We start from the raw sequence: 24,822 nt of genomic DNA on the forward strand, positions 1-24,822 counted from the left end.
CGACCAGTAACGGCGGGACCGTGCAGGGCTTCAACGCCCAGATCGCGGTCACCGACGACCACCTCATCCTGGCCGCCGCGGTGACCCAGGACGGCAACGACTACCACTGCTTCGAACCCATGATGAAGGCCGCGGTCACCGCCGTCGAGCACCTCAACCAGCACAGCAAACCCGGTCACCCCCGCGAACTAGGCACGATCCTGGCCGATGCCGGCTACTGGTCCGAGCACAACCTCACCCTCAAAGGACCCGCCCGGCTCATTGCCCCAGGCAACCACCGCGACGTCAACCGTGACGCCCGCGACCAGCCCACCCAAGGACCACCACCACCCGACGCCACCCCCGCACAACAGATGCAGCACCAGATCCGCACCCCTGAAGGCCACACCACCTACAAACGCCGATCAGCCACCGTCGAAACCGTCATCGCCCACCTCAAAGACCAGACCGGCCTGCGCAGGTTCTCCCGCCGCGGCATCAAAGCCGCCGCCAGCGAACTCCACCTCGCAGCCACCGTGGTCAACCTCCTCAAACTCCACAAACACACCCTCCACCCCGCCACCTGAACCCGCAGCCGGGGCCGCGGCCCGCCACGGCAAACCGAACATCCCGCCAGATCCAACGCCCCAACCGGCAAACGCCATTTCGCTACAGCCTCTATGCGCCGAAAAAGTCACGTGTAGTGAGGCAGCAAGGGGCAGTTGGGCGCGGCGGGACCCCACGCTTCCTTGCTGGCGTCTTTCACCACCGCGGAGGGTCACTTTCCAGGCTTCCTCGCTACAGGCCGCAACCATAGCGAGTACCTCAGACGGCGCGAGCGCGATCGCCGGCCTCGCCATCCCCCTCAGCCACGCGCCGGGCCGCACCGCCCTCTCACTGTAAATCGGCCGCAGCGGCGACCAGCCACAAGCCGTACCGGACCGGCCGCATCCGAGTGCGCAGTCACCGGCGGGCCAACCACGACAACCCAGCCTCGGCGTATTCAACGATCGTGAAGTGGCTCGCCCCCTCGTGGAGTTGGAGGGTAGCGGCAGGGCAATGAGCCGCCAGCCAAGAAGCGTGCGACGGCGGAATGATGCGATCGCAAGTGCCATGGAGCAACAGCGTCGGCGCGGTGATCGTCCGAGGATCACAACCCCACGGCCGGGTGTACGACACATCGTCGTCGATCTGCCCATAGGGCCCAGCATCGAGTCCAGGCCCAGCGACCTCGCCGAGCCACCCCCACGGCCCACCGAACATCTCCTCATCCGCTGCGGTGAACCCCGCGTCGTACTCGAAACCAGAGTTGTGGAGGGTTTCCCGAGCACCAGCAGCGGCGCTCGCGAGCGCGGCGATACCGGAGGGGACCATGCCTTCGTACCAGTCGAGCCCTTCAACCCCGTACGGCGCGATCGCGGCCAACGTCATCGCGGCGGTGACCCGATCGCCGAGGAGCGCTGCGGTTCCAAGAGCGAAAGTGCCGCCGCCGGAGTAGCCGGCTACGGCGAAGCGGTCGAGGGACAGGGCGTCAGCCACGGCTTCGGTGTCGCGGGCGACCGAGGCAACAGTTCGGCCGCGCGACACGGTGGAGCCGCCGTACCCGGGTCTGTCGAACGACACCCAGCGCAGGCCGAGCCGCTCAGCGGCGGCGAAGAGGGGTTCGGGCGGTGCGCCGATGTTGGGAGTGCCGTGGTTCCAGATGACAGGGTGACCAGGGGTGCCAGTGTCGTAGACGTGCAGGGTGCGGCCGTCGGAGAGCTCCATGTCCATGACCCTAGGTCGGAGACGATCGAACTCCCTCGACATTCAGAAGCTGGTGGCACGGGCCCGCGGGGTTTGGGTCATCCGGAGTTCGGTGGTGAAGGCGTAGCGGTCGCCTCGATAGAGGGCCGAGGTGTACTCGAAGACGCGGTCGCGGCTGTCGAAGCTGATCCCGTGGGTCGCCAGGCACGGCTGCGTGACCGGGATGTCCAGCCAGGCGGCGGTTTTCGCATCGGGCATGACGGGTTCGAGGCGCGATGTACCGCTGGCGACGTCGATTCCGTAGCGGTTGGTCAGAAGGTCGTACATCGACCCGTCGAGGTCTTCGGCCTCCAGACCTGGCACGTACGCCGCCGGCAGCGTGGTGCGTTCGACCACCATCGGGAGGTCATCGGCCAACCGGAGCCGGGTGAACGCGATGATCGGATCGCCGACCGGGATCCGCAGCCGGCGGGCGGCCGCGCGCTCAGCCTTCTGGTGGCGGAACTCGAGCATCGTGTTCCCGGGGCGCATCCCGCGACGGCGGATGTCCTCCGAGAAGCCGATCATCCCGAGCCAGCGCGCCACCTTCGGCCGCGTCGTGTACGTGCCGCTGCCATGTCGCCGTACGAGCAGTTCTTCGATCACCAGCTCGTCGACGGCCCGGCGCAGCGTCATCCGTGCCACGTTCCAGCGCACGGACAGCTCCCGTTCGGGCGGCAGCGCAGCGCCCTCCGGCAGCGTGTCGATCAAACTCAGCAACAACGCCCGGATCTCGGCGGCCTTTCCCGGCAGCGAACCATGCATGGTTCCTAGGAAACAACCCAGCATCCCGCACCGAAAGCTTTTCCACCGCCGTCGAAGGAGTGCCGAGTAGACCACCGAGTCAAAACAAGCACGCTTGATTCTTTTTGCGGACCGTGTCAGTCTCGGTGGCACGATCGCCGTCCGGTGGGAGTGCGTGTGGATGTAGACGAGGTACTGGCGGACCTGCGGGCCGAGAGTGCGGAGCTCGATCAGCTGGTGGGTGGGTTGGCGGCTGGAGAGTGGTCGCAGGCGACGCCTGCGGAGGGGTGGACGATCGCTCATCAGATCGCGCATCTCGCGTGGACGGATGAGGCGGCGCGACTGGCGGCCGCGGAGCCGGAGGGGTTCGCGGAGTTGCTGCAGCGTGGAGCGGCCAATCCGACCGGGTACGTCGATGATGCGGCGGCTGAGAGTGCCGCGTTGCCGCCGGATCAGCTGTTGGTCTATTGGCGGGAGACGCGTGAGGACCTGCGGGAGGCGCTGAAGGCGGTGCCGGCCGGGGAGAAGATTCCGTGGTTCGGGCCGCCGATGAGCGCGACCTCGATGGCGACCGCACGGCTGATGGAGACGTGGGCGCACGGGCAGGACGTCGCTGACACTCTCGGCGTACGGCGCCCGCCGAGCTCCCGCTTGCGGCATGTCGCACACCTGGCCGTCCGCACCCGTGGGTTCGCCTACTTGCTACACGGGAAGCAAGCGCCGGATGTGGAGATCCGCGTTGAGCTGACCGGGCCGGATGGCGATGTGTGGACCTGGGGTCCAGAAGATGCGGCGCAGCGGGTGAGCGGACCGGCGTTGGACTTCTGCCTGTTGGCAACGCAGCGCCGCCACCGAGATGACCTGGAGTTGGTCGCAGTGGGCGCGGACGCGGATGAGTGGCTGGGGATCGTGCAGGCGTTCGCGGGGATGCCCGGCAAGGGCCGTCAGGCGGGCCAGTTCGCATGACCGAGCCGATTCGCATTGGGAACGCGTCGGGCTTCTACGGCGATCGGTTCAGCGCTGTGCAGGAGATGCTGACGGGTGGGCCGCTCGATGTGTTGACCGGCGACTACCTGGCTGAGCTCACCATGCTGATCCTCGGCCGCGACCGATTGAAGGATCCGTCACTCGGGTACGCGCGGACGTTCTTGAAGCAGCTCGAAGGCAGCCTCGGGGAGGCACTAGACCGCGGCGTCAAGATCGTCAGCAACGCGGGCGGCTTGAACCCGGCCGGCCTCGCGCAGGCGATCCAGGAACTGGCCGACAAACTCGGACTACATCCCAAGATCGCGTACGTCGAAGGTGACGACCTGCTCGCCCGTGCCGCCGAGCTCGAGCTCGGCACGCCATTGACCGCCAACGCCTACCTAGGCGCCTGGGGAATCGCCGAGGCCCTGCAGGCCGGGGCGGATGTCGTCGTCACTGGTCGGGTCACCGACGCTTCGGTGATCGTCGGACCGGCGGCCGCGCATCACGGCTGGAAGCGGAACCAGTACGACGAGTTGGCGGGTGCTGTCGCCGCCGGGCACGTGATCGAGTGCGGTTGTCAGGCGACCGGCGGGAACTACTCGTTCTTCAGCGAGATCCACGATCTCGGCCGGCCCGGGTTTCCGATCGCGGAGATCCACGCGGACGGCAGCAGCGTGATCACCAAGCACGACAAGACCGGTGGCGCGGTCACGATCGACACGATCAAGGCGCAACTCCTCTACGAAATCACCGGTGCCCGGTACGCCGGTCCGGACGTGACCACGCGACTCGACACGATCGAACTGAGCGACGACGGCCCCGACCGGATCCGGATCAGTGGGGTTCGGGGTGAGGCTCCGCCGCCGACGTACAAGGTGTCTTTGAACAGCGTGGGCGGGTTCCGCAACGAGGTGAGCTTCGTGCTGACCGGGCTGCAGCTGGAGGAGAAGGCCGAGCTGGTCAAGGCGCAACTCGAGCGTGGGCTGGCGAAGCGGCCGGCCGAGGTGAAGTGGACGGTTGCCTGGACAGAGAAGCCGAACGCGGACTCCGAGGAGGAGGCCAGCGTCTTCCTGCGGTGTGCGGTGAAGGATCCGGATCCGAAGGTGGTCGGCCGCGCGTTCTCCAGTGCGGCGGTCGAGTTGGCGCTGTCGAGCTACCCCGGGTTCCACGCGGTCGCGCCGCCGGGGGACGGTTCGCCGTACGGCGTCTTCAAGGCCGGGTACGTCGACATTCACGAGGTCACGCAGGTCGTCGTCCTGCCCGATGGGACGCGGTCGACGATCGAGCCCGCGGTCGAGACGCAGGCGCTGACCTCGGCGGAGGATGCCGGGCTGCCGATCCCGTTGCCGTCACTGGCATCGGCGGGACGGCCGCGGACGCGTGAGGTTCCACTCGGGCGGATCGTGGGCGCGCGGTCCGGCGACAAGGGCGGCGACGCGAACGTCGGCGTGTGGGTGCGCGACGAGAAGGCGTGGCGGTGGTTGGCGCACACGCTCACCGTCGAGCTGTTCCAGGAATTGTTGCCGGAGACAACTGAACTCAAGGTCACGAGGCATCTGCTGCCGAATCTGTGGGCGCTGAACTTCGTCGTCGAGGGGTTGCTCGGCGAGGGTGTGGCGGCGCAGGCGCGGTTCGATCCGCAGGCCAAGGCGGTCGGCGAATGGCTGCGATCTCGATATGTCGACATTCCGGAGATGTTGCTGTGAATGCCGAACAATTAGCACTGCGGGCGAGCGTCCGGAAATTCATGGTGGCTGAGGTTTTGCCGCACTTGGATCAGTGGGAGCGGGACGGCGAGCTGCCGCGGGAGCTGCACAAGAAGGCCGGTGCGCTGGGTCTGCTCGGGGTGGCGTTCCCCGAAGAGGTCGGCGGAGGCGGTGGCTCGCTCCGCGACATGCTCGCGGTGGTCGAGGAGATGCATTACGCCGGTGGCTCGGGCGGGTTGATCGCGTCGCTGCTGACCTGCGGGATCGCCGTACCGCATATCGTTGCCGCAGGCAATCAAGAGCAGATCGATCGCTGGGTTCGGCCGACACTGGACGGTGAGCTGATCGGCTCGCTGGCGATCACCGAACCCGATGGCGGTTCGGACGTCGCATCACTCCGTACGACGGCTCGCCGCGACGGCGACTTCTTCGTCGTGAACGGCGCCAAGACCTACATCACGTCGGGCGCGCGGGCGGACTTTGTCACGACTGCCGTGCGTACCGATGGTCCTGGTGCGCACGGGATCAGCCTGCTGGTGATCGAGAAGGGGACGCCGGGATTCGAGGTGTCGCGGAAGCTCGAGAAGCTTGGGTGGTTGTGTTCCGACACGGCTGAGCTGTCCTTCACCGATGTCCGGGTCCCGGTGGGCAACTTGGTCGGTGCGCCCGGCTCGGGGTTCGTCCAGCTTGCGGTGAACTTCGTCGCCGAGCGGCTGACTCTCGCCGTACAGGCGTATGCCGGAGCGCAGCGAGCACTCGACCTCACGGTCGAGTGGTGCCGGAACCGCGAGACATTCGGCCGACCGTTGATTTCACGGCAGGTCGTGCAGCACACGCTGACCGAGATGACACGGCGGATCGACGTTGCGCGGGTCTACGTGCAGTCGATCGCCGAACGGGCCGAGCGTGGCGAAGAGGTGTTCGCCGAGGTGTGCTTCGCGAAGAACACTGCTGTCGAGGCTGGGCAATGGGTCTGCGACCAGGCGCTCCAGCTGCATGGCGGATTCGGCTACATGCGGGAGGCCGAGGTGGAACGCCAGTACCGCGACCAGAAGGTGCTCGCCATCGGTGGCGGCACCACCGAGATCATGACCGGCCTCGCCGCCAAACGACTGGGATTCACTGCATGAGTAATCGTGAAGCGATGCTGGAGAAACTCACCGCGCTCGACGCCGAGCACTCCAAGGCGTTGGCCGGCGGTGGGGAGAAGTACGTCGCGCGGCACCACAAGCGCGGGAAGTTGCTGGCGCGGGAGCGGATCGAGTTGCTGATCGACCCGGACACGGCGTTCTTGGAGCTGTCGCCGTTGGCCGGCTGGGGCTCGGACTTCACGGTCGGCGCGAGTCTGGTGACGGGGATCGGGGTGGTGGAAGGCGTTGAGTGCCTGATCACGGCGAACGATCCGACCGTCAAGGGCGGCGCGAGCAACCCGTGGACGTTGCGGAAGGCGTTGCGTTCCGACGAGATCGCGCGCGCGAACCGGTTGCCGGTGATCAGCCTGGTCGAGTCGGGCGGCGCAGATCTGCCGACGCAGAAGGAGATCTTCATCCCGGGCGGCGCGATGTTCCGGAATCTGACCCGGCTGTCGGCCGAGGGGATTCCGACGATCGCGCTGGTCTTCGGCAACTCGACCGCGGGCGGCGCGTACATCCCGGGCATGAGCGACTACGTGGTGATGGTCGACGGTGGCGCGAAGGTGTTCCTGGCCGGGCCGCCGCTGGTGAAGATGGCGACCGGCGAGGACGCGGACGACGAATCCCTCGGTGGAGCGTCGATGCACGCCCGGAAGTCGGGGCTGGCGGACTACTTCGCGGTCGACGAGCAGGATGCGATCCGGCTCGGGCGACAGATCGTGTCCCGGCTGAACTGGAAGAAGCAAGGTCCGGCGGCAGCATCGTCGTACCGGGAGCCCTTGTACGACGCCGATGAGCTGCTCGACATCGTCCCGGGGGACCTGAAGATTCCGTTCGACCCGCGGGAGGTTGTTGCGCGGGTTGTCGACGGGTCGGTGTTCGATGAGTTCAAGCCGCTGTACGGGTCGTCGCTGGCGACCGGGTGGGCGACGGTGCACGGGTATCCGGTGGGGATCCTTGCGAACGCGCGCGGAGTCCTGTTCAGCGAGGAGTCGCAGAAGGCGGCGCAGTTCATCCAGCTCGCGAACCGGTCGAATACGCCGCTGATCTTCTTGCACAACACGACCGGCTACATGGTCGGGCAGGAGTACGAGCAGGGCGGGATCATCAAGCACGGTGCGCAGATGATCAACGCGGTCGCCAACTCCAAGGTGCCGCATGTGTCGATCCTGATGGGCGCTTCGTACGGCGCCGGCCATTACGGGATGTGTGGTCGCGCCTTCGACCCGCGGTTCCTGTTCGCGTGGCCGTCGGCGAAGTCGGCGGTGATGGGCCCACAGCAACTGGCCGGAGTGCTGTCGATCGTGGCGCGCGCCGCGACCGAGGCGAAGGGCCTGCCGTACAACGAGGACGACGACGCGAAGATGCGCGCGTACGTCGAGGGTCAGATCGAGGCGGAATCGCTGCCGATGTTCCTGTCGGGACGCCTGTACGACGACGGTGTCATCGACCCCCGCGATACGCGAACCGTGCTCGGCATCTGTCTGTCCGCAATCCACTCAGCACCGGTGGAGGGAACCTCCTCCTTCGGTGTCTTCCGGCTGTGATCCCGATGTCTGTGAAGGAGTCGCGCGTGATCACGTCCGTGCTGGTTGCCAACCGCGGGGAGATCGCTCGCCGGGTGTTCCGAACCGCTCGATCGCTCGGGTTGTCCACAGTTGCTGTCTACTCGACGGCGGATGCGGCTTCGCCGTACGTGGAGGAGGCTGACGCGGCGGTGCACTTGCCGGGGAACGCGCCGGGCGAGACGTATCTGCGCGGCGAGCTGGTGATTGAGGCGGCGCTGCGAGCGGGCGCTGACGCGGTGCATCCGGGGTACGGATTCTTGTCGGAGAACGCCGGGTTTGCGGCGGCGGTGATCGAGGCAGGGCTGACCTGGATCGGGCCGCCGGTGGATGCGATCTCGTCGATGGGGTCGAAGATCGAGTCGAAGAAGCTGATGGCGGCGGCCGGGGTTCCGGTGCTCGCCGAACTGACGCCGGCCGAGGTCTCCGCGGCTGATCTGCCGGTGCTGGTGAAGGCCTCGGCCGGTGGTGGTGGCCGCGGCATGCGGGTGGTCACGCGGCTGGAGGATCTGGCGGCGGAGATCGACGCGGCGTCGGCGGAGGCGTTGTCGGCGTTCGGCGACGGAACCGTCTTCTGCGAGCGGTATCTGCCGGCTGGGCGGCATATCGAGGTGCAGATCATGGCCGATCAGCACGGGACGATCTGGGCTGTTGGTGAGCGGGAATGCTCGATCCAGCGGCGGCACCAGAAGGTGGTGGAGGAAGCGCCGTCGCCGTTGGTGGAGCGGATTCCGTCGATGCGGCCGCTGTTGTTCGACGCGGCGCGCAAGGCTGCGGCGGCGATCAGTTATGTCGGCGCGGGGACGGTTGAGTTCCTGGCCGACGAGGACGGGAACTTCTACTTCCTGGAGATGAACACGCGGCTCCAGGTCGAGCACCCGGTCACCGAGGAGACCACGGGGCTGGACCTGGTCGAACTGCAGATCTCGATCGCGGACGGTTTGCGGCTGGCGGAAGAACCGCCGCCCACGGTCGGGCACGCGATCGAGGTGCGCCTGTACGCCGAGGATCCGCAGCACGACTGGCAGCCCCAGACCGGGGTGCTGCACAAGTTCCAGGTGGACCCGAGTGTGCGGGTGGACTCGGGCGTGGAAGACGGCTCGATTGTCTCTCCGTACTACGACTCGATGCTCGCGAAGGTGATTGCCTTCGGGCCTGACCGTACTGCGGTAGCTCGGCGGTTGGCGGGCGTGTTGGAGCGGGCGACCATTCATGGGGTCGGGACCAACCGGGACCTGCTCGCGTGGATCCTGCGGCATCCGGCCTTCCTCGCCGGCGACACCGATACCGCATTCTTTGCCACACACGGGATCGGGGAAACAGCCGGCTCCCCGGAGTTGGCCGCGTTGGCGGCAGCTTTGGCTGATGCAGCTGGGCGGGTCTCGCCTGTGCGAGTGCCTAGCGGATGGCGGAACCTGGCTTCGCAACCGCAGCGAAAGAGCTATCGCGTCGGCGAAACGACTTACGACGTTGAGTATCGACACACCCGCGACGGCTTGGTTGTCGAGGGCAACATCACACTGATCGACAGTACGCCGGACCGCGTCGTACTGGAGGTCGACGGCGTACGGCGGTCGTTCGACGTGGCGGCGTACGACGGTTTAGTTTGTGTCGGGCCGGTGAGTTTGGTTCCGGTGCCGCGGTTCATGGACCCGTCGCAGCAGGTGGCGGCGGGGTCGTTGGTAGCGCCGATGCCGGGAACGGTGATTCGGGTTGCGGTGCAGGTTGGTGAGGTTGTGAAGCAGGGACAGCCGTTGTTGTGGCTGGAGGCAATGAAAATGGAGCACACGATCGCTGCACCGGCTGACGGTGTCGTTGGTGAGCTCAATGTCGAAGCAGGTCAACAGGTCGAGGTCGGCGCCGTACTGGCTGTCGTTGAGGGGGAAGCATGAGCTTCGTAGAGTCCGAAGAGCGCCAGGCACTGCGGAAGGCCGTTAGTGAGCTGGGGAAGAAATACGGCTACGAGTGGTTCGACCGGCAGGCGCGCAGCGGCGGGGACACCAGCGAGCTGTGGACCGAGGCCGGGAAGCTCGGCTACCTCGGCGTGAACCTGCCCGAGGAATACGGCGGCGGTGGCGGCGGGATGGGTGATCTGTCGATCGTGCTGGAGGAGCTCGGCGCGGCCGGTTGTCCGCTGCTGATGATGGTCGTGTCGTCGTCGATCGTCGGCACGGTGATCACGCGGTTCGGGACCGCCGAGCAGAAGCAGCAATGGCTTCCTGGGCTGGCCGATGGGTCGACCACGCTCGCGTTCGCGATCACCGAGCCGGATGCCGGGTCGAATTCGCACAACATCACCACGACTGCCCGCCGTACCGAGGAGGGCTGGTCGCTGTCGGGGCGCAAGGTCTACATCTCCGGGCTTGACGTGGCACAGGCCGTGCTGGTGGTCGGGCGGACCGAGGACACCAAGACCGGCCGGCTCAAGCCCGCGCTGTTCATCGTGCCGACCGATGCCCCAGGGATCGAGTTCCAGCCGATCGAGATGGATCTGATCAGCCCGGACAAGCAGTTCACGCTCTTCCTGGACGACGTCCAACTGCCGCGCGAGGCGCTGGTCGGGGCCGAGGACGCGGCGTTGATGCAGCTGTTCGCCGGGCTGAACCCGGAGCGCATCATGGCGTCGGCGTTCGCGCTCGGGATCGCGCGGCAGGCGCTCGACAAGGCGGTCGCCTACGTCAAGGGGCGGCAGGTCTGGAAGACGCCGATCGGCGCGCACCAGGGCATCGCGCACCCGCTGGCCCAGGTGAAGATCGAGCTCGAGCTCGCCCGGCTGATGATGCAGAAGGCGGCCGCGCTGTACGACGCCGGTGACGACCTGGGCGCGGGTGAGGCCGCGAACATGGCCAAGTACGCCGCCGCGGAGGTCGCCGTACGGGCCACTGATCAGGCGGTGCAGTCGCTGGGTGGGAACGGGCTGACCAAGGAGTACGGCGTCGCGTCGCTCTCGATCGCGGCGCGCGCGATCCGGGTCGCGCCGGTGAGCCGGGAGATGATCCTCAACTTCGTCGCCCAGCACAGTCTGGGGCTACCGAAGTCTTACTGAGGTCTGGGCAAATACCCGCCAGTAAGAGACCCTTCCTCGCACTGAATCCCGCTCAGAGAGGCCAGGCTTGATGATCATCACCAGCCAGTTCCCGCCGGTTGAGGTCCTTGACGTTCCGCTGCACGAAGCTGTGCTCGGGCGTGCGCAGGAGTACGGCGACCGCGCGGCGCTCGTCGATGCTGTCAGCGGGCGCGAGATCAGCTACGCCCAGCTCGACGGGATGACACGGCGGGTGGCGGCCGGGCTGGCCGAGCTCGGGATCCAGCACGGGGATGTGATCGCGCTCTACAGCCCGAACACGATTCTGTATCCGGTCGTCTTCTACGGCGCGACCCGGGCGGGCGCGACGGTGACCACGGTCAACGCGCTCTACACGACCGATGAGCTGCACAAGCAGCTGGTCGATTCGAAGGCCAAGCTCCTGGTGACGATCTCGTTGTTCCTGCCGGTCGCGACGGCCGCGATCGAGGGCACCGACGTCGGGGAGATCTTCGTCTGCGACCAGGCCGAGGGGTATCGGTCGGTGCAAGACCTACTCGCGTCGACCGCGCCTGAGCCTTCCGTGGCGATCGACCCGGCTGTGGATGTTGCAGTTCTGCCCTACTCCAGCGGTACGACGGGTGCAGCCAAGGGCGTGATGCTGACGCACCGCAATATCGCGACGAACCTGGTGCAGGCCGAGGCGACGTTCCAGATGGAGGAGGGCGAGCGGATCATCGCGATCCTGCCGTTCTTCCATATCTACGGGCAGTCCGTGCTGATGAACCTGCCGTTCCGGTTCGGGGCGACGGTCGTCGTACTGCCGAAGTTCGAGCTGCAGCAGTTCTTGACCACGCTCGACGAGCAGAAGATCACGCGAGCATTTGTCGCGCCACCGATCGTGCTGGCGCTGGCGAAACACCCGGCGGTTGATGGAGTGGATCTGTCGGCGCTGAAGTACCTGACGTCTGCGGCCGCGCCACTGGATGCGGAGTTGGCCGAGGCGTGTGCGAAACGGCTCGGACTGCACGGCGTGATGCAGTGCTACGGAATGACCGAGCTGTCGCCGGGGACGCACGCCGTACCGCAGGATGACCCGGAGCCGCCGCCTGGCGCTGTTGGCAAGCTGTTCCCGTCCACCGAGCAGCGGCTAGTCGGTGCCGATGGCAACGATGTGGGCGAAGGCGAGATCGGCGAGCTCTGGATCCGCGGACCGCAGGTGATGAAGGGATATCTCGGGCGGCTGGCCGAGACCGATGCGACGATCGATCGGGAGGGCTGGTTGCACACCGGCGATCTGGCGCGCGTGGACGAGCGCGGTTATCTGTACATCGTCGATCGGGTCAAGGAGCTGATCAAGTACCACGGCTATCAGGTGCCGCCGGCTGAGCTGGAGGCTGTGTTGCTCTCCGACGAGCGGATCGCGGATGCGGCGGTGATCGGGGTTCTGGACGAGGGCAACGAGGTGCCGAAGGCGTTCGTGGTGCCGATGCCGGGTTCCGGGCTGACCGAGGCCGACGTCATGGAGTACGTCGCGGCGAGAGTGGCGCCGTACAAGAAGGTGCGGCAGGTGGAGTTCATCGAGGCAGTGCCGAAGGCGGCCTCGGGGAAGATCCTGCGGCGTGAGCTCAGAGCGCGCGAGGCTGCCCGTGAGTGATGTCTCGCTGCGGGAGCCGCAGCAGGATCGGAGCCGGGCGACGCGGCAGCGGCTGCTGGAAGCTGCTGTCGAGTCGCTGGCCGACGTCGGGTACGCCGCGACCACGGTGGCTGTGGTCGCGGCTCGGGCTGGGGTGTCGCGGGGCGCTGCTCAGCATCACTTCCCGACGCGGGCGGATCTGTTTGCGGCTGCCGTCGAGTACATGACTGAGGTGCGGCTGGCGGAGATCAGGGCCGCGACGCTGCCCACTGGGCCGGGGCGGACCGAGGCGATCGTGAGCCTGCTGGTGGACGTCTACACCGGTCCGCTGTTCCGCGCTGCGCTGCATCTGTGGGTCGCAGCGTCGACCGAGGAGGCACTGCGGTCGCAGATCGTGCGACTGGAGGAGCGGGTCGGACGGCGCGCGCACCGGGCACTGCTCGACGTACTGGACGTTTCGGAGCGGACTCCCGGCGTACGGGAGACGGTGCAGGGCGTGCTGGATATGGCGCGCGGGCTAGGCCTAGCTGACCTGCTGTCGGATGACAGCGCGCGCCGTCGCGGCATTGTGCGGCAATGGAGCCGCATCCTCGATCAGGCTCTGCTCTCGTCGGGGGTGTGACCGAAGGAGCGTCGGAAGGTGTCGATGAGCGCACTGGTCGACGCCCAGCCGGGGCGGACCGCCACCACTCACCAACTCTGCGCGGCCCGCCTCGTTCACGCTCAGCGCGTGCTGTCGGGACAGCTCAGGACCGGCTTGGTGAGTGGCTCAGGTCCGCCTCAGGTGACTCCCGCAGTGGTGTGGTGCAGCTGCCCCTGGCCTGCGCCCTGATCGGCTATGCCCTCAAAGAACCTGTCACGCCGAGGCAAGGATGAGACGGCGGGCGAGCGAGACGACCGGGCGGATCGCGTCGCCGTAGTTGGAGAGGATGACCGCGGTCCAGCCCAGGTCGGGGTAGTGCTCGACCGAGGTCGAGGCGCTCGGGGAGCCGCCGCCGTGCCCGATGGCCGAGTAGCCGTCGACCAGGCTGACCAGCGGTCCGTAGGCCTGGAAGGTGATGGGCGGTTTCGCGCCGGGCGGCGGCCCACCGGGGGCTGGCGGAGGTGGCGGCAGGGGGAGTTTGCCGCTCACGGTGAGTTGGGTGAAGGCCGGCTCGAGGAGCTTGGCCTTGAACAGGGCAGTGAGGAAGCGGTCGAGGTCGGCGCAGGTGGAGAAGGCATCGCCGGACGGGGTTCCGATGAACATCAGGTCCTGGGCGACGTCGATCCGTTCTCCCGAGGGCTGGAGCACGTACGGGCGCGCGATGCGGGCATCCGCGAGCCGCTGCGGTTTGGTGAAGAAGCCCGTGCCGGTCAGGCGGGCCTGGCCGAAGACCTGATCGCGGACGAAGTCGTAGTAGGACTGCCCGGAGGCCTGCGCGATGATCTCGCCGAGCAGGTGATAGCCGGAGTTGCTGTAGCTCCAGCTCGTGCCCGGTTCGAAGCCAGGCGGCGACTGCCGGACGAGGTCGGTGATGCCGTCCATGACCGCCTCGCGGCTGGTCCAGGTCGCCGCCTTCTCCCAGAAGCCGGGCGACTGGAAGAAGTCGCCGATCCCCGAGCTGTGGGTGAGCAGCTGATGAACGCGGACCTTGCCCGCGATCGCCGCCGGGAAGCCGCTCAGAAACTCGCCGACTGTGGCGTTGTAGGACACCTTGCCCTGCTGGGCCAGGCGCGCGACAGCGACAGCGGTGAAGAGTTTGGTGACCGAGGCGAGCGCGAAGCGGGTGTTCGGACCGTTCGGTACCGAGCGTCGCTTGTCGGCCAGGCCGTAGGACCGAGCCAGGACCGGCCGGCCGTGGTGGGTCAGCACCACGGTGCCCGAGAACGCATCCGAGGCCGCCTGCGCGGCGACGAACCTGTCGAAGGCACCGCCGGGCTCGAGGTCGTCGGCGCGCGGCCGACCGCCGTACGACGGTAATCCGGTGGCGAGCGCGGCCGTCGTACCGCCGAGCAGGGTGAGCATCGATCGTCGAGTAGCTGTCATGGTGGATCTTTCTACCGACGGCCGTAGCTGGCCGGCCGATCGCCGGACCATCGCCGATCCATAGGTCCTCGTGGCGATACTGGGTCGATGCGGGTACTGCTGGTGGAGGACGAGGAGCCGCTGGCCGGCTACATCGCGGCCGGTTTGCGCAAGCACGGGTTCGCGGTCGATCTGGCCTACGACGGCCAGTCCGCGCTGGACAAGTGCGAAGTCACGCCGTACGACGTCGTCGTACTGGACCGTGATCTGCCGGTCGTGCACGGCGATGCGGTGTGCCGCAGGCTCGCGCAGGGCGGCGGCAGCCGGGTGCTGATGCTGACGGCGTCTGGCGACGTGGCGGATCGCGTGGACGGGTTGACGCTGGGCGCCGACGACTACCTGGGCAAGCCGTTCGCGTTCTCCGAGCTCGTGGCACGCGTGCATGCGCTGGCCCGCCGGACCACGCCGGCCCGGCCGCCGGTACTGCGGACAGCCGGTGTGATGCTCGATCCGGCCCGGCGGACGGCCGAGCGTGATGGTCGGCTGCTGCACCTGACGCCCAAGGAGTTCGGCGTACTGCAGCACTTGCTGGCTGCGGCCGGCGACGTCGTCAGCGCGGAGACCCTGCTGGAGAAGGTCTGGGACGAACACGCCGACCCGTTCACGAACGCGGTCCGGATCACCGTCGGCACCCTGCGCCGCAAGCTCGGTGAGCCGGCACTGCTCGAGACCGTCACCGGCGCGGGCTACCGAGTCGCCCGATGCTGACGGCGCGAGCCCGGCTCACGTTGCTGTCGACGGCTTTGGTGCTGGGCTCAGGCGTTGCGCTATCGGCCCTGACCTACCTGCTGATGCGGGGCAATCGTCGGGTGGTGCAGGTCATTCACTCAGCCGACGGCGGTCCACTCCCGCCGGTCGAGGACATCGGTCGGCAGATCCGCGCGGCGACGTTGGCGGACCTGTTGACGCGCGCCTCGATCGCTCTGGTCGTGGTGACGGCACTGGCCGCCATACTCGGCTGGCTGGTGTCCGGGCGGCTGCTGCGACCGATCCGTGAGATCTCCGCGACGGCGCAGCGGTCGTCGGCAGAGAACCTATCCGAACGAGTGCCAGTGACCACGCCCACGGACGAGGTGACCGCGCTGGCCGACACCGTGAACGTGATGCTGGACCGGATCCAGCGAGGCGTGGCCGAGCGCGACCAGGTACTCGACAGCCAGCGGCTGTTCACGGCCAGCGCGGCACACGAACTGCGCACCCCGCTGACCACCATGCGCACAGCCGTCGACGTCACTCTCGACGGCGACCCCACGCGGGCCGAGCTCGTCACCATGGCCGAGGACATCCGGACGGCGATCACCCGGAGCCAGCGCACGCTGGACGGTCTCCTCGCCCTCGCCCACAGCCAGGCCGGTCCGGGAGACATGCATGCACTGGACCTCGCAACGATCGTGTCCGGCTGCGCGGCACCTGTCGCCGTACAGACAGATCTGGAACCGGCGCCGGTGCTCGGTGATCCCGTCCTGCTCGAACGCATGATCGCGAACCTGGTCGACAACGCCGTCCGCCACAACCGCCCCGGCGGAGACATCGCGGTGGCGACCGGAACAGCCGCGGGACAAGCGTTCCTCCGGATCGCCAACAGCGGGCGGACGATCTCGCCGGACGAAGCCGACCGCCTGCTCGAACCGTTCGTCCGGACCCGGACCGAGGACGGTAGCGGTCTCGGCCTGTCGATCGTGCGGGCGATCGTCGCGGTTCACCGCGGCGAACTCACGCTCTCCCCGCGCGCCGCCGGTGGGCTGGAGATCACCGTCCGGCTGCCGATCGCCGGCTGTTAGTCGGTGCCTTCGACGATGCGGAAGTCGCGCTCGACGCCGTCAGCCAGCGCCGCCAGCGCCTCCTGGTAGGCCGCACTCTCGCGCGCCGCGACGGCCTGCTCGAAGCTGTCGAACTCGACCAGGATGGTGCGCTCGGCGATTCCGGCGTCGTACGCCACAACCCGACCGCCACGGACGAAGGTCCGCCCGCCGAAGGCCTCGACGGCCGAACGGGCCAACTCGTTGTAGGCAGCCAACTTCTCGGGGTCTGAAATGGTGCGGTAGACGCTGACCCAATAGCCCTTGGGCATGAAACCTCCGATGTCGGGAGATTGTTTCGAAATTCGAAACACACCCGGATGTTAGTGTTTCGAATAACGAAACACAAGGAGGGTAATGCCGACACCGCATCCGGGAACACCGGTTCGTGGATCGACGACCGGCCGTCCGATCATGGCCGCGATGGACCTCTTCGGTCGCCGGTGGGCGCTGCGCGTTCTCTGGGAGCTGCGGGCGGGTCCGCTCGGCGCCCGCGCGCTGCTGGCACGGTGCGAAGGCATGTCATCCAGCGTCCTCTACCAGCGGCTCCGCGAACTCATGGCAAGCGGGATCATCGCCCCCTCAGCCGACGGCTACGAGCTCACTCCTCTGGGCGCAGCACTCAGTCCCGCCCTCCGCTCGTTCCACGAATGGGCGAACACCTGGGCGCAGGCGCAGGAAGCGGACGCCCTCAAGGAGCCTCTGACACAATCCGGTGGTGGCTGAAGACCTGGCTCTGTCGGAACTTGTCCCGATCGGTGGCACCTGGAAGGGGCTGCTGTTCGCCAACCCCAAGGCAGGCGTCAGTACGACGCTCACCTGGGAGTTCTCCTTCGACTTCGAGCCGTTGGAGCGCGAGTTCAGCAGTGCGACGCCCGGGCTGACTGTCGACTGGGCTGTGCTGCCGGAGGCGGCGTGGACTGCCATGGCCGGTCTTGAGCTGGCATGCGATGTCTTCGCTGAGCCGGTGGAGGGCAGCTTCTACTACTTCGAGCACCACCGGTACGACTCTGTGCGGCTGACGGTGCTTGAGCAGCAGGAGACTCGGCTGCGCGTCCGGGCCACTCTCGGCGGGGACATCGACGACCTGGGGCTCTCGGTGATCACAGTCGAGGCCTGGCTGGACTTCGAGGGGGTCTACGTCCACCTGCCGGAAAAGCCGGCCTCCGTTGAGCTTGCGGCCGAAGAGCTTGCCGGGTTCACGTCTGTGGACGGACTGGTCGGCGAGGACCGTGACTTCAACTACCTGTTCGCCCCGGCCGCCGGCTAGCCGTACGGCGCTCCACCTTGGCGGCCAGTTCGTCGGGCTCACTCTCGGCCAGGTGGTCACGGACGAGCAGATGGATGAACGAGTACTCGCCGGGTGCGGTGCGGGCGAGTACGAAGCGGTCGGCGGCGTACATGAGGAACGCTCGGCGACGCCATGGCAGCTCACCGCTCCAGCAGAGCATGGTGTCGAGCAGTACGCGGTAGAGCGGGCCTGCGTCTTGGAACATGCGCGGGAGCGCGCCCACTGCGACCATGCCGGCGGCAACGCCAGGGAGGAACGCGAGTCCGGCGGCTGTGTGATCGGCGCCTAGCAGCAGGGCCAGTCCGATGCCGACGGCCGATCCGGCGAGCAGTCCGGGACCGATCCGCCAGCGGGCACTGCTGTGGGAGACGAGCTGCCAGTAGTTCGGCATGAAGGACAACGACCGCACAGCCCAGGCCAAGAGCAGTCCCGTGACCACACCGCTCACGAACGTGAGGTCCCCGGTCAGCCCGGTCGCTGCAATGAGCAGTACGCCGGTGAGCGCCGTACCGATGACGAAGCTGGTCGCTGCGACGGCGAGTTGGCGCCGCTTGTGGCGGCTCTGCCATAGTGCGCTGCCGGAAGGCTTCCAGCGGTAGGCGAGTAGCAGTGCGCACACTGCGGTGGTGAGACCAGCCAGTACGCCGTACTGCGCGACTGCGACGAGTGTTGAGCCCGCTGCGACTCCTGCGAGCAGTGCCGGCAAGCAGATCGTGTGGAGAAGATAGACGACGTCACGGTCGGCCTCTCGGCCGTCAGGACTCGGCCATCGCGGTACGACGGACTGTGCGCCGCGACGGCTGCGAGTCCGAATCGCGAGTGTGCGCAAGGCACGGACCGCCGTCAGGGCGTCGTACTGGCGACTTGTCTTGCGGCGCCGGGCGAGGACCTCGACGAGGAACGTGTCGAAGAGCTCCCGGCGTACATCGGAGAGGTCGGCGACAGCCTCGGGGGTGACGTCCTGGTAGGCCAGTAGTAGGACGTTGAGCATCAGCGGGGACGTGACCAGGTCCCACAGCTCGTCGTCCTGCTCGATCGCTGCGCGGGCGCCGTCCAGCTCGGGGCCGACGGCGGCGAAGTAGTCGAGGACCTGCTGGCGGGAGAGCGGCTTGATGTCAACGGCACCCTGGATCAGCAGCGGACGCTTGAGGTTTGTGTAGTCGTGAGTTCGGCACGTCACTGCAAGGCCGGCGATCCGGTAGGACATCCGCAGCTCGTCGAGAACGCCGGTCAGCTTGTCGCGATGCGAGGGGTCGATCTCGTCCAGACCGTCCAGCAGCAGGATGAACTTGCCCTCGACCAGCCACCGCCGACCGGCCAACGGGTGCAGGCCGTAGCGATTGTCGATCTGCTCCAGCAGCCAGCGGACGAAGCCGGCCAGCAGCGGGCTGTCGCGCGCGTGGTCGTTGGGCCCCGGAGCCAACGATGCCGTCCAGCTCGAGAGGTTCACCAGCACCGGCATCGGCTCGTTGTCCTGCGTGTGCGCCTGGTCGGCGAGCGTACGGGCCAGCTCGAGCAGCAGCGTCGTCTTGCCCGCACCCGGCGCGCCGAGGATCAGCATGGAGAGCTCAAGCTCATCGAAGACGGTGCCGATCGGGGCGTCGTCCGGCAGCCGGTGCTCGCCGTCCGTCCGCCGGACGACGATGTCGAACGGGCGGCCGACCAACTCCGGGCGCTGATCCAGCGCCAGTGCAACGCGGGTCCTGGCCGCCAGCGATCCGTCGACCCGCTGCCGGAGGTAGCGGTTCACCTCGGTCAGCACGATCGCCCGGTTCCGAGGTGTGTCGCCCGAGCGGGCAGCGATCACCGGGTTCCGCTGGCGGGCCCGGATCTCGGCCAGGCCGGTCGCCACGAAGACCGCCCACAGGACGATGATCAGCGGCCAGACCCAGTCGACGTACGGAGCGAGGAAAGGGGGCGCCGTACCGCCGGTGCCGACGTTGATCGCGATCGGCAGCAGGACTCCGCTGGACGAAAGAGTCAGCGCGAGCACGACGGCGCGCAGCGCAGAGTTCCGGATCCTCACGCCCCGGAGCGTATCGGTCCGTGCGGTATCGGTCGGTGGATGGCTACTGCCGGAATTGTTCAACGATCACGTAAGTTGGGCTTTGTCATGACTACTGAGCGGATCGACCGAAACAGTGTCGGGCTGCGGTCGGAGCGCGGACCGATCCTGCTCGCGGTGATGCTGAGTACCGGGCTGGTGGCGCTCGACGCGACCATCCTGGCGACCGCCGTCCCCTCCGTGGTCGAGGACCTGGGTGGCTTCACCCAATTTCCGTGGCTGTTCTCGATCTACCTGCTGGCCCAGGCGGTGTCGGTACCGATCTACGGCAAACTCGCCGATCTGCGCGGTCGTAAGCCGATGATCCTGTTCGGGGTCACGCTGTTCGTGATCGGGTCGGTGCTCTGCGGATTCGCGTGGAGCATGCCGGCGCTGATCGCGTTCCGGCTGATCCAGGGGCTCGGCGCGGGCGCGATCCAGCCGATCGGGATGACGATCATCGGCGACATCTACACGGTGGCCGAGCGGGCCAAGGTCCAGGGTTATCTGGCCAGCGTGTGGGGGATCTCGTCGTTCGTCGGGCCGACGCTCGGTGGGGTCTTCTCCGACTACATCTCGTGGCGCTGGATCTTCTTCGTGAACGTGCCACTCGGGGTCGCGGCCGCGATCGTGCTGCGGAAGCGCTTTGCCGAGAAGGTCGCCGAGAAGACGAAACACCAGATCGACTACGCGGGCGCCGTACTGCTGGCTGTGGGTGGATCGCTGCTGCTGCTCGGGCTGCTCGAGGGCGGCGTGATGTGGGCGTGGGATTCGCTGATCAGCATCGCGATCTTGTCGGTGGCCGTGGCGTTGATCGTGGCATTCGCGCTGGTCGAGCGCCGGGCGGCCGAGCCGATTCTGCCGCCGTGGGTGCTCAGTCGCCGGGTGCTGAACTCGGCCAACGCGACCGCGTTCCTGATCGGGTTGCTGATGATGGGCCTGTCGACGTACGTGCCGGTCTTCGCGCAGGGCGTGCTCGGGACATCGGCACTGATCGCCGGGTTCGCGCTGGCCGCGATGACGATCGGGTGGCCGATCTCGGCATCGCTGTCCGGGCGGATCTACCTGCGGCTCGGGTTCCGATGGACGATGCTGCTCGGCTCGGCGTTCGTCGTACTGGGGTCTGGGATTCTGCTGACGGTCAGCGCGACAAGTGGCGTGTGGCAGTTGGCGGCGGCGTGCTTCGTGATCGGTGTCGGGCTTGGGTTCTCGTCAGCACCGGCTGTCGTTGCGGCGCAGTCGTCGGTGGACTGGCAGCACCGCGGCGTGGTGACGGGCGCGAATATGTTCTCCCGCTCGGTCGGTAGCGCGGTCGGTGTCGCAGCCTTCGGCGCCGTCGCGAACGGCGAGATCGCCGCGCGGCTCGGTGGTGCGCATCAGGACATCGGGAAACTGCCGGCCGATGTGCTCGCGCCGGCGATCCACGACGTGTTCTACGTCGCCGCGGGTGCCGCCGTGCTGCTGATCGTCGCGGTTGCGTTCATCCCGAATCGGATCCCTGAGAAGCCGCTCGCTGCTAACTAGGCAGTGGGCCGGTCAGGGCGAGGAGTAGGCCGGCCGCCAGGAGCAGGATCAGGGCAACGCCCAGAGCATGTCCCACCTTCTGCTGTACGGCGGCTGGCATCGGGCGGCCGGCGATTTTGCCGGCGACGATGAGGGTGATGGCACTGACTGCCAGCATTGCGAAGATCGTCAACCCGGCGGCTGCCCAGCCGTAGGAGAGCGGTTGGGCGTCGGGGTAGACGGCGCCGAAGAAGACCTCGGCCCGCGGAGCTCGGCGACCGCCGGTCAGCATCGCCGACGAGGCCGCGAGACACAGCGCGGCAGTGGCCACGACTCCGCGGATTGTGCGGTCGATGCGGCGCCTGAGCACCAGCAGGACTGTCAGGACCACCAGCGGTACGCCGACCCAGGCCCAGCCGAGAGCCCGGAGGGCCAGTTCGTTGTGGGAGACCGCCGTACCGAGGTGGGCGACGAGGTCGCGCACGTAGCGGCGGCCGAGCAGACCTGAGGTCAGCAGGACCGCGACGATGAGGATCGGCGCGTACTTCGCCCATCGGCCGGTCGAGGCGAGGGCGACGAGGCCGGGTCTGGTCTGCACCGAGGCACTCTCGCAGGTCGGAGGCTCGCGACGCACGAGTGGCGGCCATCTTCATGCTATTGGCGCAAGAGCCCGTGCTTCTAGCGCATTTCGGGTCTAGCGTCGTGCTCATGGCGACTCACACGCAGCACGGACACGGCGACGTACTCGATCTTGATGCCGAACTCCTCGCGGAGCAGCTGGCGTCGATCACCGAATGGCTGCCGGTGCGGTCGACGCCGCGGCGGATCATCGATCTGGGGGCGGGAACCGGCGCGGGCACCTTCGCCTTGCTGGACCGGTTCCCCGATGCTCAGGTTGTCGCCGTCGATTCGTCGCCTGAGCATCTGCGGCGGCTGCGCGAGAAGGCCGGGACGGACTCACGGGTGGAGACAGTGCAGGCCGACCTCGACGCCGACTGGCCGGGCCTTGGCACCGCCGACCTGGTCTGGGCTTCCGCGTCGCTGCACCACCTGGCCGACCCCGACCGCGCACTGCGCCAGATCCGCGGGCTGTTGGCGACCGACGGCCTGCTCGCCGTCGTCGAGCTCGCCGGACCGCCGCGCTTCCTACCGGACGACGCACCTGCGGACCGGCCCGGACTTGAGGCCCGGCTGCACGCCATCGCGGACCGGCGCATCAACGCGCACCTGCCGCACCGCGGCGCCGACTGGGGCGCGAAGCTGATCGCCGGTGACTACACCGTCGAGGCCGAACGCACCCTCGCGATCAACAACGACGCACCGCCGGCTGAGCTGACCGGCCGCTATGCCCAGCTCATCCTCAGCAAGCTCGGTCACGCCGTCGCCGAGGAACTGTCTGCGGAAGACCGCAAGGCCCTCGGCCACCTGCTCGAGTCCCTCCCGCACCGCACCGACCTGGTCGTCCGCACCGATCGGACAGTGTGGGCTGCCCGATGACAGGCGAAGGCGCCCTCCTCGCGGAGGGCGCCTTCAGTTGGTGGTGCAGGGGTCAGGCGCAGGGCAGGGTGCCGGCGCGGAGCGCGTGGCTGCTGGTGTTGCCGTCGTCGGACCAGACGACCTGCTTGCGGCCCGCCGTACAGGTGGACTGCGGAGCGATCGCGAATCCTTCGTTGTTGAGGTTGGGCATCTGCGCGGGCCGGTCGTAGGTGCCGACGACAATGAACTTGCCGCCGGTGATCGACAGCGTCGCACTGCGGCCGTTGCAGGTGTCGTCACAGGTCGACCACAGCAGACCCGTCGCCGGCTCGAACTCGAGATCCATGATCGACGAGAACCCACCGGCGAAGGCGGCGACCCGGGTGAAGGTGCTACCGGACTGGTTCAGCGCGTAGGCGTAGACCATGCCGTTGCCTTCGAGACCGACGAAGTACAGGCCGGTGCCGTGGTTGGCGTAGCTGCTCGGGTTGTAGGCGGCGTTCGTCCGCTCGTCCTTGAAGCCCTGTGCGGCGAGGAACGAATCCGGCACCCAGGAGATCGCTTCGAGGCCGTCGTTGTTGCCTACCGACGGCAGGTCCGAGGTGAGATTCCATTCGGCGGTTGCGTTGAGGGTCTTGGCGGTGGACTTCGGGTCGTAGCGGAGCACCTTCAAGAGGCTGCTCCCGCTGTTGTCACCGTCACGCTCGGTCGAGACGAAGAGCCCGTCCGGCGTGGAGACCACACCCTCGGCATCGGGGTCGCCGCTGCCGTTCTTGTAGTTCAGCGATCGCGCGCCAACCGAGTCCGGCTTCCAGAGGGAACCGCTGCGGGTCAGGCGATACAGCGAGCCGGGTCCGTTGCGCGCCGCCCACAACACGTCCGGGTTCTCGAACGACAGGCCGCTGAGGTTCGTCCCGAAAACATTGGTGCCGTCGGCAACAGTTACCGCAGCGTCGCCGGGCCAGGTGGTCTGGTTGGCCTTCGTCTTGACGGTCACTGCGGCGCCGGCCGCGGAGGTGTTTCCGGCCGCGTCACGAGCACGAACCGAGTAGCTGTACGACGTATTCGGCGCGAGCCCGCCGTCCTGGTACGACGTGGTTGTCGCCGTACCGACCGGGCTGCCGTTGCGAAGTACGTCGTACCCGGTGACCCCGACGTTGTCCGTCGAAGCCGACCAGGTCAACGCGGCGGTCGTGGCGGTCACCGTGCCGGCCGCGAGTCCGGCCGGCACGGTGGGCGCTTGGGTGTCACCACTGGAGTCGGTCGAGCCGAAGGCCTGCAACTCCCAGAACGAATAGCCGTACGGCGTACCGCGCGTGAGGCCGACGAATTTGAGATACCGCCCGCGCGCGGTGAATCCGGTCAGGTCGTCGGTGTTGCCGTCACCGTTGTCGACCGCGACGACCGTGGTGTAGCTGACGCCGTCGTCGGAGATCTCCAGCCGGTACTTCGTGGCGTAGGCCGCTTCCCAATCCAGCTTGATCCGGCGCACCGTGGCCGCCGTACCGAGGTCGATCCGCAGCCACTGCGGATCCACGCCCTCGGCGCTGGCCCACCTGGTGGTCCCGGATCCGTCGACGGCCTTGGCGCCGCCGAACGCACTGCCCTCAGTGCTGGAGGTCGTCACCGGTTTTCCCTGTGACAACAGGGAATCCGCGGCGCTCGCTGGAGTGACTGCCACGGACGAGAACAACACCGCGACAACAGCAGCGGCGGACAAAGTGGTGCGTCGGAACAGGTACACGTCACGCTCCTTCCGGCCAAACGGGGGACGGGGCTCGGGGAACCACAGTGAACTATTAGGAAACCTTCCTAACAGATTTTGGACTGTAGCGAGCCACGTTCCTCCAGGCAACAGCTCAGCGCGGATCTACTTGGCCCGGATCTACGCTGACGGCATGCGAGCTGTGGATTGTGTGGGTGCGTTGATCCGAGACGCCGCTGGGCGGGTTTACGTGCACCGGCGGTCGCCCGACCGGCGGTTGTTGCCGGGGCTTTGGGATGTGGTGGGTGGGCATGTCGATCCGGGGGAGGCGCCTGAGGAGGCGTTGCGGCGGGAGGTTGAGGAGGAGACGGGGTGGGTGGTTCGCGAGGTGCTGGGG

General features: G+C 67.5%; 23 protein-coding genes. 16 read left to right on the forward strand and 7 right to left on the reverse strand.

The features are described 5' to 3' along the window. The coding region (locus tag E1263_RS32955) for a transposase (protein ID WP_165956826.1) at positions 1–566 on the forward strand (566 nt) is incomplete at its 5' end. A gap of 376 nt (positions 567–942) precedes the next feature. On the opposite strand, the gene E1263_RS32960 is transcribed toward E1263_RS32955, so the two are convergent. Together E1263_RS32960 and E1263_RS32965 are read right to left on the reverse strand one after the other, a co-directional pair. After that, complete coding sequence (locus E1263_RS32960) at positions 943–1,746, reverse strand: alpha/beta fold hydrolase (protein WP_238161743.1); 804 nt, start codon at positions 1,744–1,746, stop codon at positions 943–945. Between the two features lie 42 nt (positions 1,747–1,788). Next, the gene (locus E1263_RS32965) at positions 1,789–2,529 is read right to left on the reverse strand and encodes a GntR family transcriptional regulator (RefSeq protein ID WP_165956827.1); all 741 of its coding nucleotides are present in this window, start codon (positions 2,527–2,529) and stop codon (positions 1,789–1,791) included. Between the two features lie 156 nt (positions 2,530–2,685). Here E1263_RS32965 and E1263_RS32970 point away from each other — a divergent pair, with 156 nt between their 5' ends. From E1263_RS32970 to E1263_RS33005, 8 genes are all read left to right on the forward strand, one after another. Next, the gene (locus tag E1263_RS32970; RefSeq protein ID WP_132174575.1) at positions 2,686–3,474 is read left to right on the forward strand and encodes a TIGR03084 family metal-binding protein; all 789 of its coding nucleotides are present in this window, start codon (positions 2,686–2,688) and stop codon (positions 3,472–3,474) included. Beyond that, positions 3,471–5,183 (forward strand): acyclic terpene utilization AtuA family protein, encoded by a 1,713-nt coding sequence (locus E1263_RS32975; protein ID WP_132174577.1) that lies wholly within the window; start codon positions 3,471–3,473, stop codon positions 5,181–5,183. Before E1263_RS32970 ends, E1263_RS32975 begins: the two co-directional genes overlap by 4 nt. Beyond that, positions 5,138–6,313 (forward strand): acyl-CoA dehydrogenase family protein, encoded by a 1,176-nt coding sequence (locus tag E1263_RS32980; RefSeq protein WP_132174579.1) that lies wholly within the window; start codon positions 5,138–5,140, stop codon positions 6,311–6,313. Before E1263_RS32975 ends, E1263_RS32980 begins: the two co-directional genes overlap by 46 nt. After that, positions 6,310–7,863 (forward strand): acyl-CoA carboxylase subunit beta, encoded by a 1,554-nt coding sequence (locus tag E1263_RS32985; RefSeq protein WP_132174581.1) that lies wholly within the window; start codon positions 6,310–6,312, stop codon positions 7,861–7,863. The genes E1263_RS32980 and E1263_RS32985 overlap by 4 nt, the downstream gene beginning before the upstream one ends. A 26-nt stretch (positions 7,864–7,889) precedes the next feature. After that, positions 7,890–9,773, forward strand: a complete 1,884-nt coding sequence (locus E1263_RS32990; RefSeq protein ID WP_165956828.1) for an acetyl/propionyl/methylcrotonyl-CoA carboxylase subunit alpha — start codon at positions 7,890–7,892, stop codon at positions 9,771–9,773. After that, a complete protein-coding gene (locus E1263_RS32995) occupies positions 9,770–10,927 on the forward strand; it encodes an acyl-CoA dehydrogenase family protein (protein ID WP_132174585.1) in 1,158 nt (385 codons plus the stop codon). The genes E1263_RS32990 and E1263_RS32995 overlap by 4 nt, the downstream gene beginning before the upstream one ends. A 70-nt stretch (positions 10,928–10,997) precedes the next feature. After that, positions 10,998–12,563, forward strand: coding sequence for an AMP-binding protein (locus tag E1263_RS33000; protein WP_132174587.1), 1,566 nt, complete (start codon positions 10,998–11,000; stop codon positions 12,561–12,563). Then, a complete protein-coding gene (locus E1263_RS33005; RefSeq protein ID WP_132174589.1) occupies positions 12,556–13,164 on the forward strand; it encodes a TetR family transcriptional regulator in 609 nt (202 codons plus the stop codon). Before E1263_RS33000 ends, E1263_RS33005 begins: the two co-directional genes overlap by 8 nt. Before the next feature lie 234 nt (positions 13,165–13,398). Here E1263_RS33005 and E1263_RS33015 read toward each other — a convergent pair whose 3' ends face one another. Beyond that, the gene (locus E1263_RS33015; RefSeq protein ID WP_202869163.1) at positions 13,399–14,568 is read right to left on the reverse strand and encodes a serine hydrolase domain-containing protein; all 1,170 of its coding nucleotides are present in this window, start codon (positions 14,566–14,568) and stop codon (positions 13,399–13,401) included. An 87-nt stretch (positions 14,569–14,655) separates the two neighbouring features. Between E1263_RS33015 and E1263_RS33020 the strand changes: the two genes are divergently transcribed. Next, on the forward strand, positions 14,656–15,315 hold the full coding sequence (locus tag E1263_RS33020) for a response regulator transcription factor (protein WP_132174591.1): 660 nt from the start codon (positions 14,656–14,658) through the stop codon (positions 15,313–15,315). Further along, on the forward strand, positions 15,309–16,388 hold the full coding sequence (locus E1263_RS33025) for a sensor histidine kinase (protein ID WP_202869164.1): 1,080 nt from the start codon (positions 15,309–15,311) through the stop codon (positions 16,386–16,388). The genes E1263_RS33020 and E1263_RS33025 overlap by 7 nt, the downstream gene beginning before the upstream one ends. On the opposite strand, the gene E1263_RS33030 is transcribed toward E1263_RS33025, so the two are convergent. Next, positions 16,385–16,678: a DUF1330 domain-containing protein gene (locus E1263_RS33030; RefSeq protein ID WP_132174593.1), complete on the reverse strand. Its 294-nt coding sequence runs from the start codon at positions 16,676–16,678 to the stop codon at positions 16,385–16,387. The two genes, E1263_RS33025 and E1263_RS33030, sit on opposite strands and share 4 nt — an antisense overlap. Positions 16,679–16,763: 85 nt before the next feature. On the opposite strand from E1263_RS33030, the gene E1263_RS33035 reads away from it, so the two are divergent. Both E1263_RS33035 and E1263_RS33040 read left to right on the forward strand, forming a co-directional pair. Next, complete coding sequence (locus E1263_RS33035; protein ID WP_202869165.1) at positions 16,764–17,132, forward strand: winged helix-turn-helix transcriptional regulator; 369 nt, start codon at positions 16,764–16,766, stop codon at positions 17,130–17,132. Beyond that, on the forward strand, positions 17,125–17,676 hold the full coding sequence (locus E1263_RS33040; RefSeq protein WP_132174595.1) for a hypothetical protein: 552 nt from the start codon (positions 17,125–17,127) through the stop codon (positions 17,674–17,676). Before E1263_RS33035 ends, E1263_RS33040 begins: the two co-directional genes overlap by 8 nt. Here the strand turns inward: E1263_RS33040 and E1263_RS33045 are convergent. Next, entirely contained in the window at positions 17,645–19,723 is a 2,079-nt protein-coding gene (locus tag E1263_RS33045) for an NACHT domain-containing protein (RefSeq protein WP_238161744.1), read from the reverse strand. The genes E1263_RS33040 and E1263_RS33045 overlap by 32 nt on opposite strands. Before the next feature lie 87 nt (positions 19,724–19,810). Here E1263_RS33045 and E1263_RS33050 point away from each other — a divergent pair, with 87 nt between their 5' ends. Next, complete coding sequence (locus E1263_RS33050) at positions 19,811–21,265, forward strand: MDR family MFS transporter (protein ID WP_132174597.1); 1,455 nt, start codon at positions 19,811–19,813, stop codon at positions 21,263–21,265. Here E1263_RS33050 and E1263_RS33055 read toward each other — a convergent pair. Then, positions 21,258–21,842, reverse strand: a complete 585-nt coding sequence (locus E1263_RS33055; protein ID WP_132174599.1) for a hypothetical protein — start codon at positions 21,840–21,842, stop codon at positions 21,258–21,260. The genes E1263_RS33050 and E1263_RS33055 overlap by 8 nt on opposite strands. 110 nt (positions 21,843–21,952) lie before the next feature. Here E1263_RS33055 and E1263_RS33060 point away from each other — a divergent pair, with 110 nt between their 5' ends. Next, entirely contained in the window at positions 21,953–22,741 is a 789-nt protein-coding gene (locus E1263_RS33060; protein ID WP_202869166.1) for a class I SAM-dependent methyltransferase, read from the forward strand. A 52-nt stretch (positions 22,742–22,793) separates the two neighbouring features. On the opposite strand, the gene E1263_RS33065 is transcribed toward E1263_RS33060, so the two are convergent. Next, positions 22,794–24,464, reverse strand: coding sequence for a discoidin domain-containing protein (locus tag E1263_RS33065; protein ID WP_238161755.1), 1,671 nt, complete (start codon positions 24,462–24,464; stop codon positions 22,794–22,796). Positions 24,465–24,618: 154 nt separating this feature from the next. Between E1263_RS33065 and E1263_RS33070 the strand changes: the two genes are divergently transcribed. After that, the coding region (locus tag E1263_RS33070; protein ID WP_132174603.1) for an NUDIX domain-containing protein at positions 24,619–24,822 on the forward strand (204 nt) is incomplete at its 3' end.

This window comes from Kribbella antibiotica, from assembly GCF_004349055.1.
Lineage (GTDB): Bacteria > Actinomycetota > Actinomycetes > Propionibacteriales > Kribbellaceae > Kribbella > Kribbella antibiotica.

What these genes read in the sequence shown, in the direction of transcription:
- E1263_RS32960 (WP_238161743.1), bottom strand. Translation starts at nt 1,746, where the DNA reads ATGGAGCTCTCCGACGGCCGCACCCTGCACGTCTACGACACTGGCACC.
- E1263_RS32965 (WP_165956827.1), bottom strand. Translation starts at nt 2,529, where the DNA reads ATGCATGGTTCGCTGCCGGGAAAGGCCGCCGAGATCCGGGCGTTGTTG.
- E1263_RS32975 (WP_132174577.1), top strand. Translation starts at nt 3,471, where the DNA reads ATGACCGAGCCGATTCGCATTGGGAACGCGTCGGGCTTCTACGGCGAT.
- E1263_RS32980 (WP_132174579.1), top strand. Translation starts at nt 5,138, where the DNA reads ATGGCTGCGATCTCGATATGTCGACATTCCGGAGATGTTGCTGTGAAT.
- E1263_RS32985 (WP_132174581.1), top strand. Translation starts at nt 6,310, where the DNA reads ATGAGTAATCGTGAAGCGATGCTGGAGAAACTCACCGCGCTCGACGCC.
- E1263_RS32995 (WP_132174585.1), top strand. Translation starts at nt 9,770, where the DNA reads ATGAGCTTCGTAGAGTCCGAAGAGCGCCAGGCACTGCGGAAGGCCGTT.
- E1263_RS33000 (WP_132174587.1), top strand. Translation starts at nt 10,998, where the DNA reads ATGATCATCACCAGCCAGTTCCCGCCGGTTGAGGTCCTTGACGTTCCG.
- E1263_RS33015 (WP_202869163.1), bottom strand. Translation starts at nt 14,568, where the DNA reads ATGACAGCTACTCGACGATCGATGCTCACCCTGCTCGGCGGTACGACG.
- E1263_RS33020 (WP_132174591.1), top strand. Translation starts at nt 14,656, where the DNA reads ATGCGGGTACTGCTGGTGGAGGACGAGGAGCCGCTGGCCGGCTACATC.
- E1263_RS33025 (WP_202869164.1), top strand. Translation starts at nt 15,309, where the DNA reads ATGCTGACGGCGCGAGCCCGGCTCACGTTGCTGTCGACGGCTTTGGTG.
- E1263_RS33030 (WP_132174593.1), bottom strand. Translation starts at nt 16,678, where the DNA reads ATGCCCAAGGGCTATTGGGTCAGCGTCTACCGCACCATTTCAGACCCC.
- E1263_RS33035 (WP_202869165.1), top strand. Translation starts at nt 16,764, where the DNA reads ATGCCGACACCGCATCCGGGAACACCGGTTCGTGGATCGACGACCGGC.
- E1263_RS33050 (WP_132174597.1), top strand. Translation starts at nt 19,811, where the DNA reads ATGACTACTGAGCGGATCGACCGAAACAGTGTCGGGCTGCGGTCGGAG.
- E1263_RS33060 (WP_202869166.1), top strand. Translation starts at nt 21,953, where the DNA reads ATGGCGACTCACACGCAGCACGGACACGGCGACGTACTCGATCTTGAT.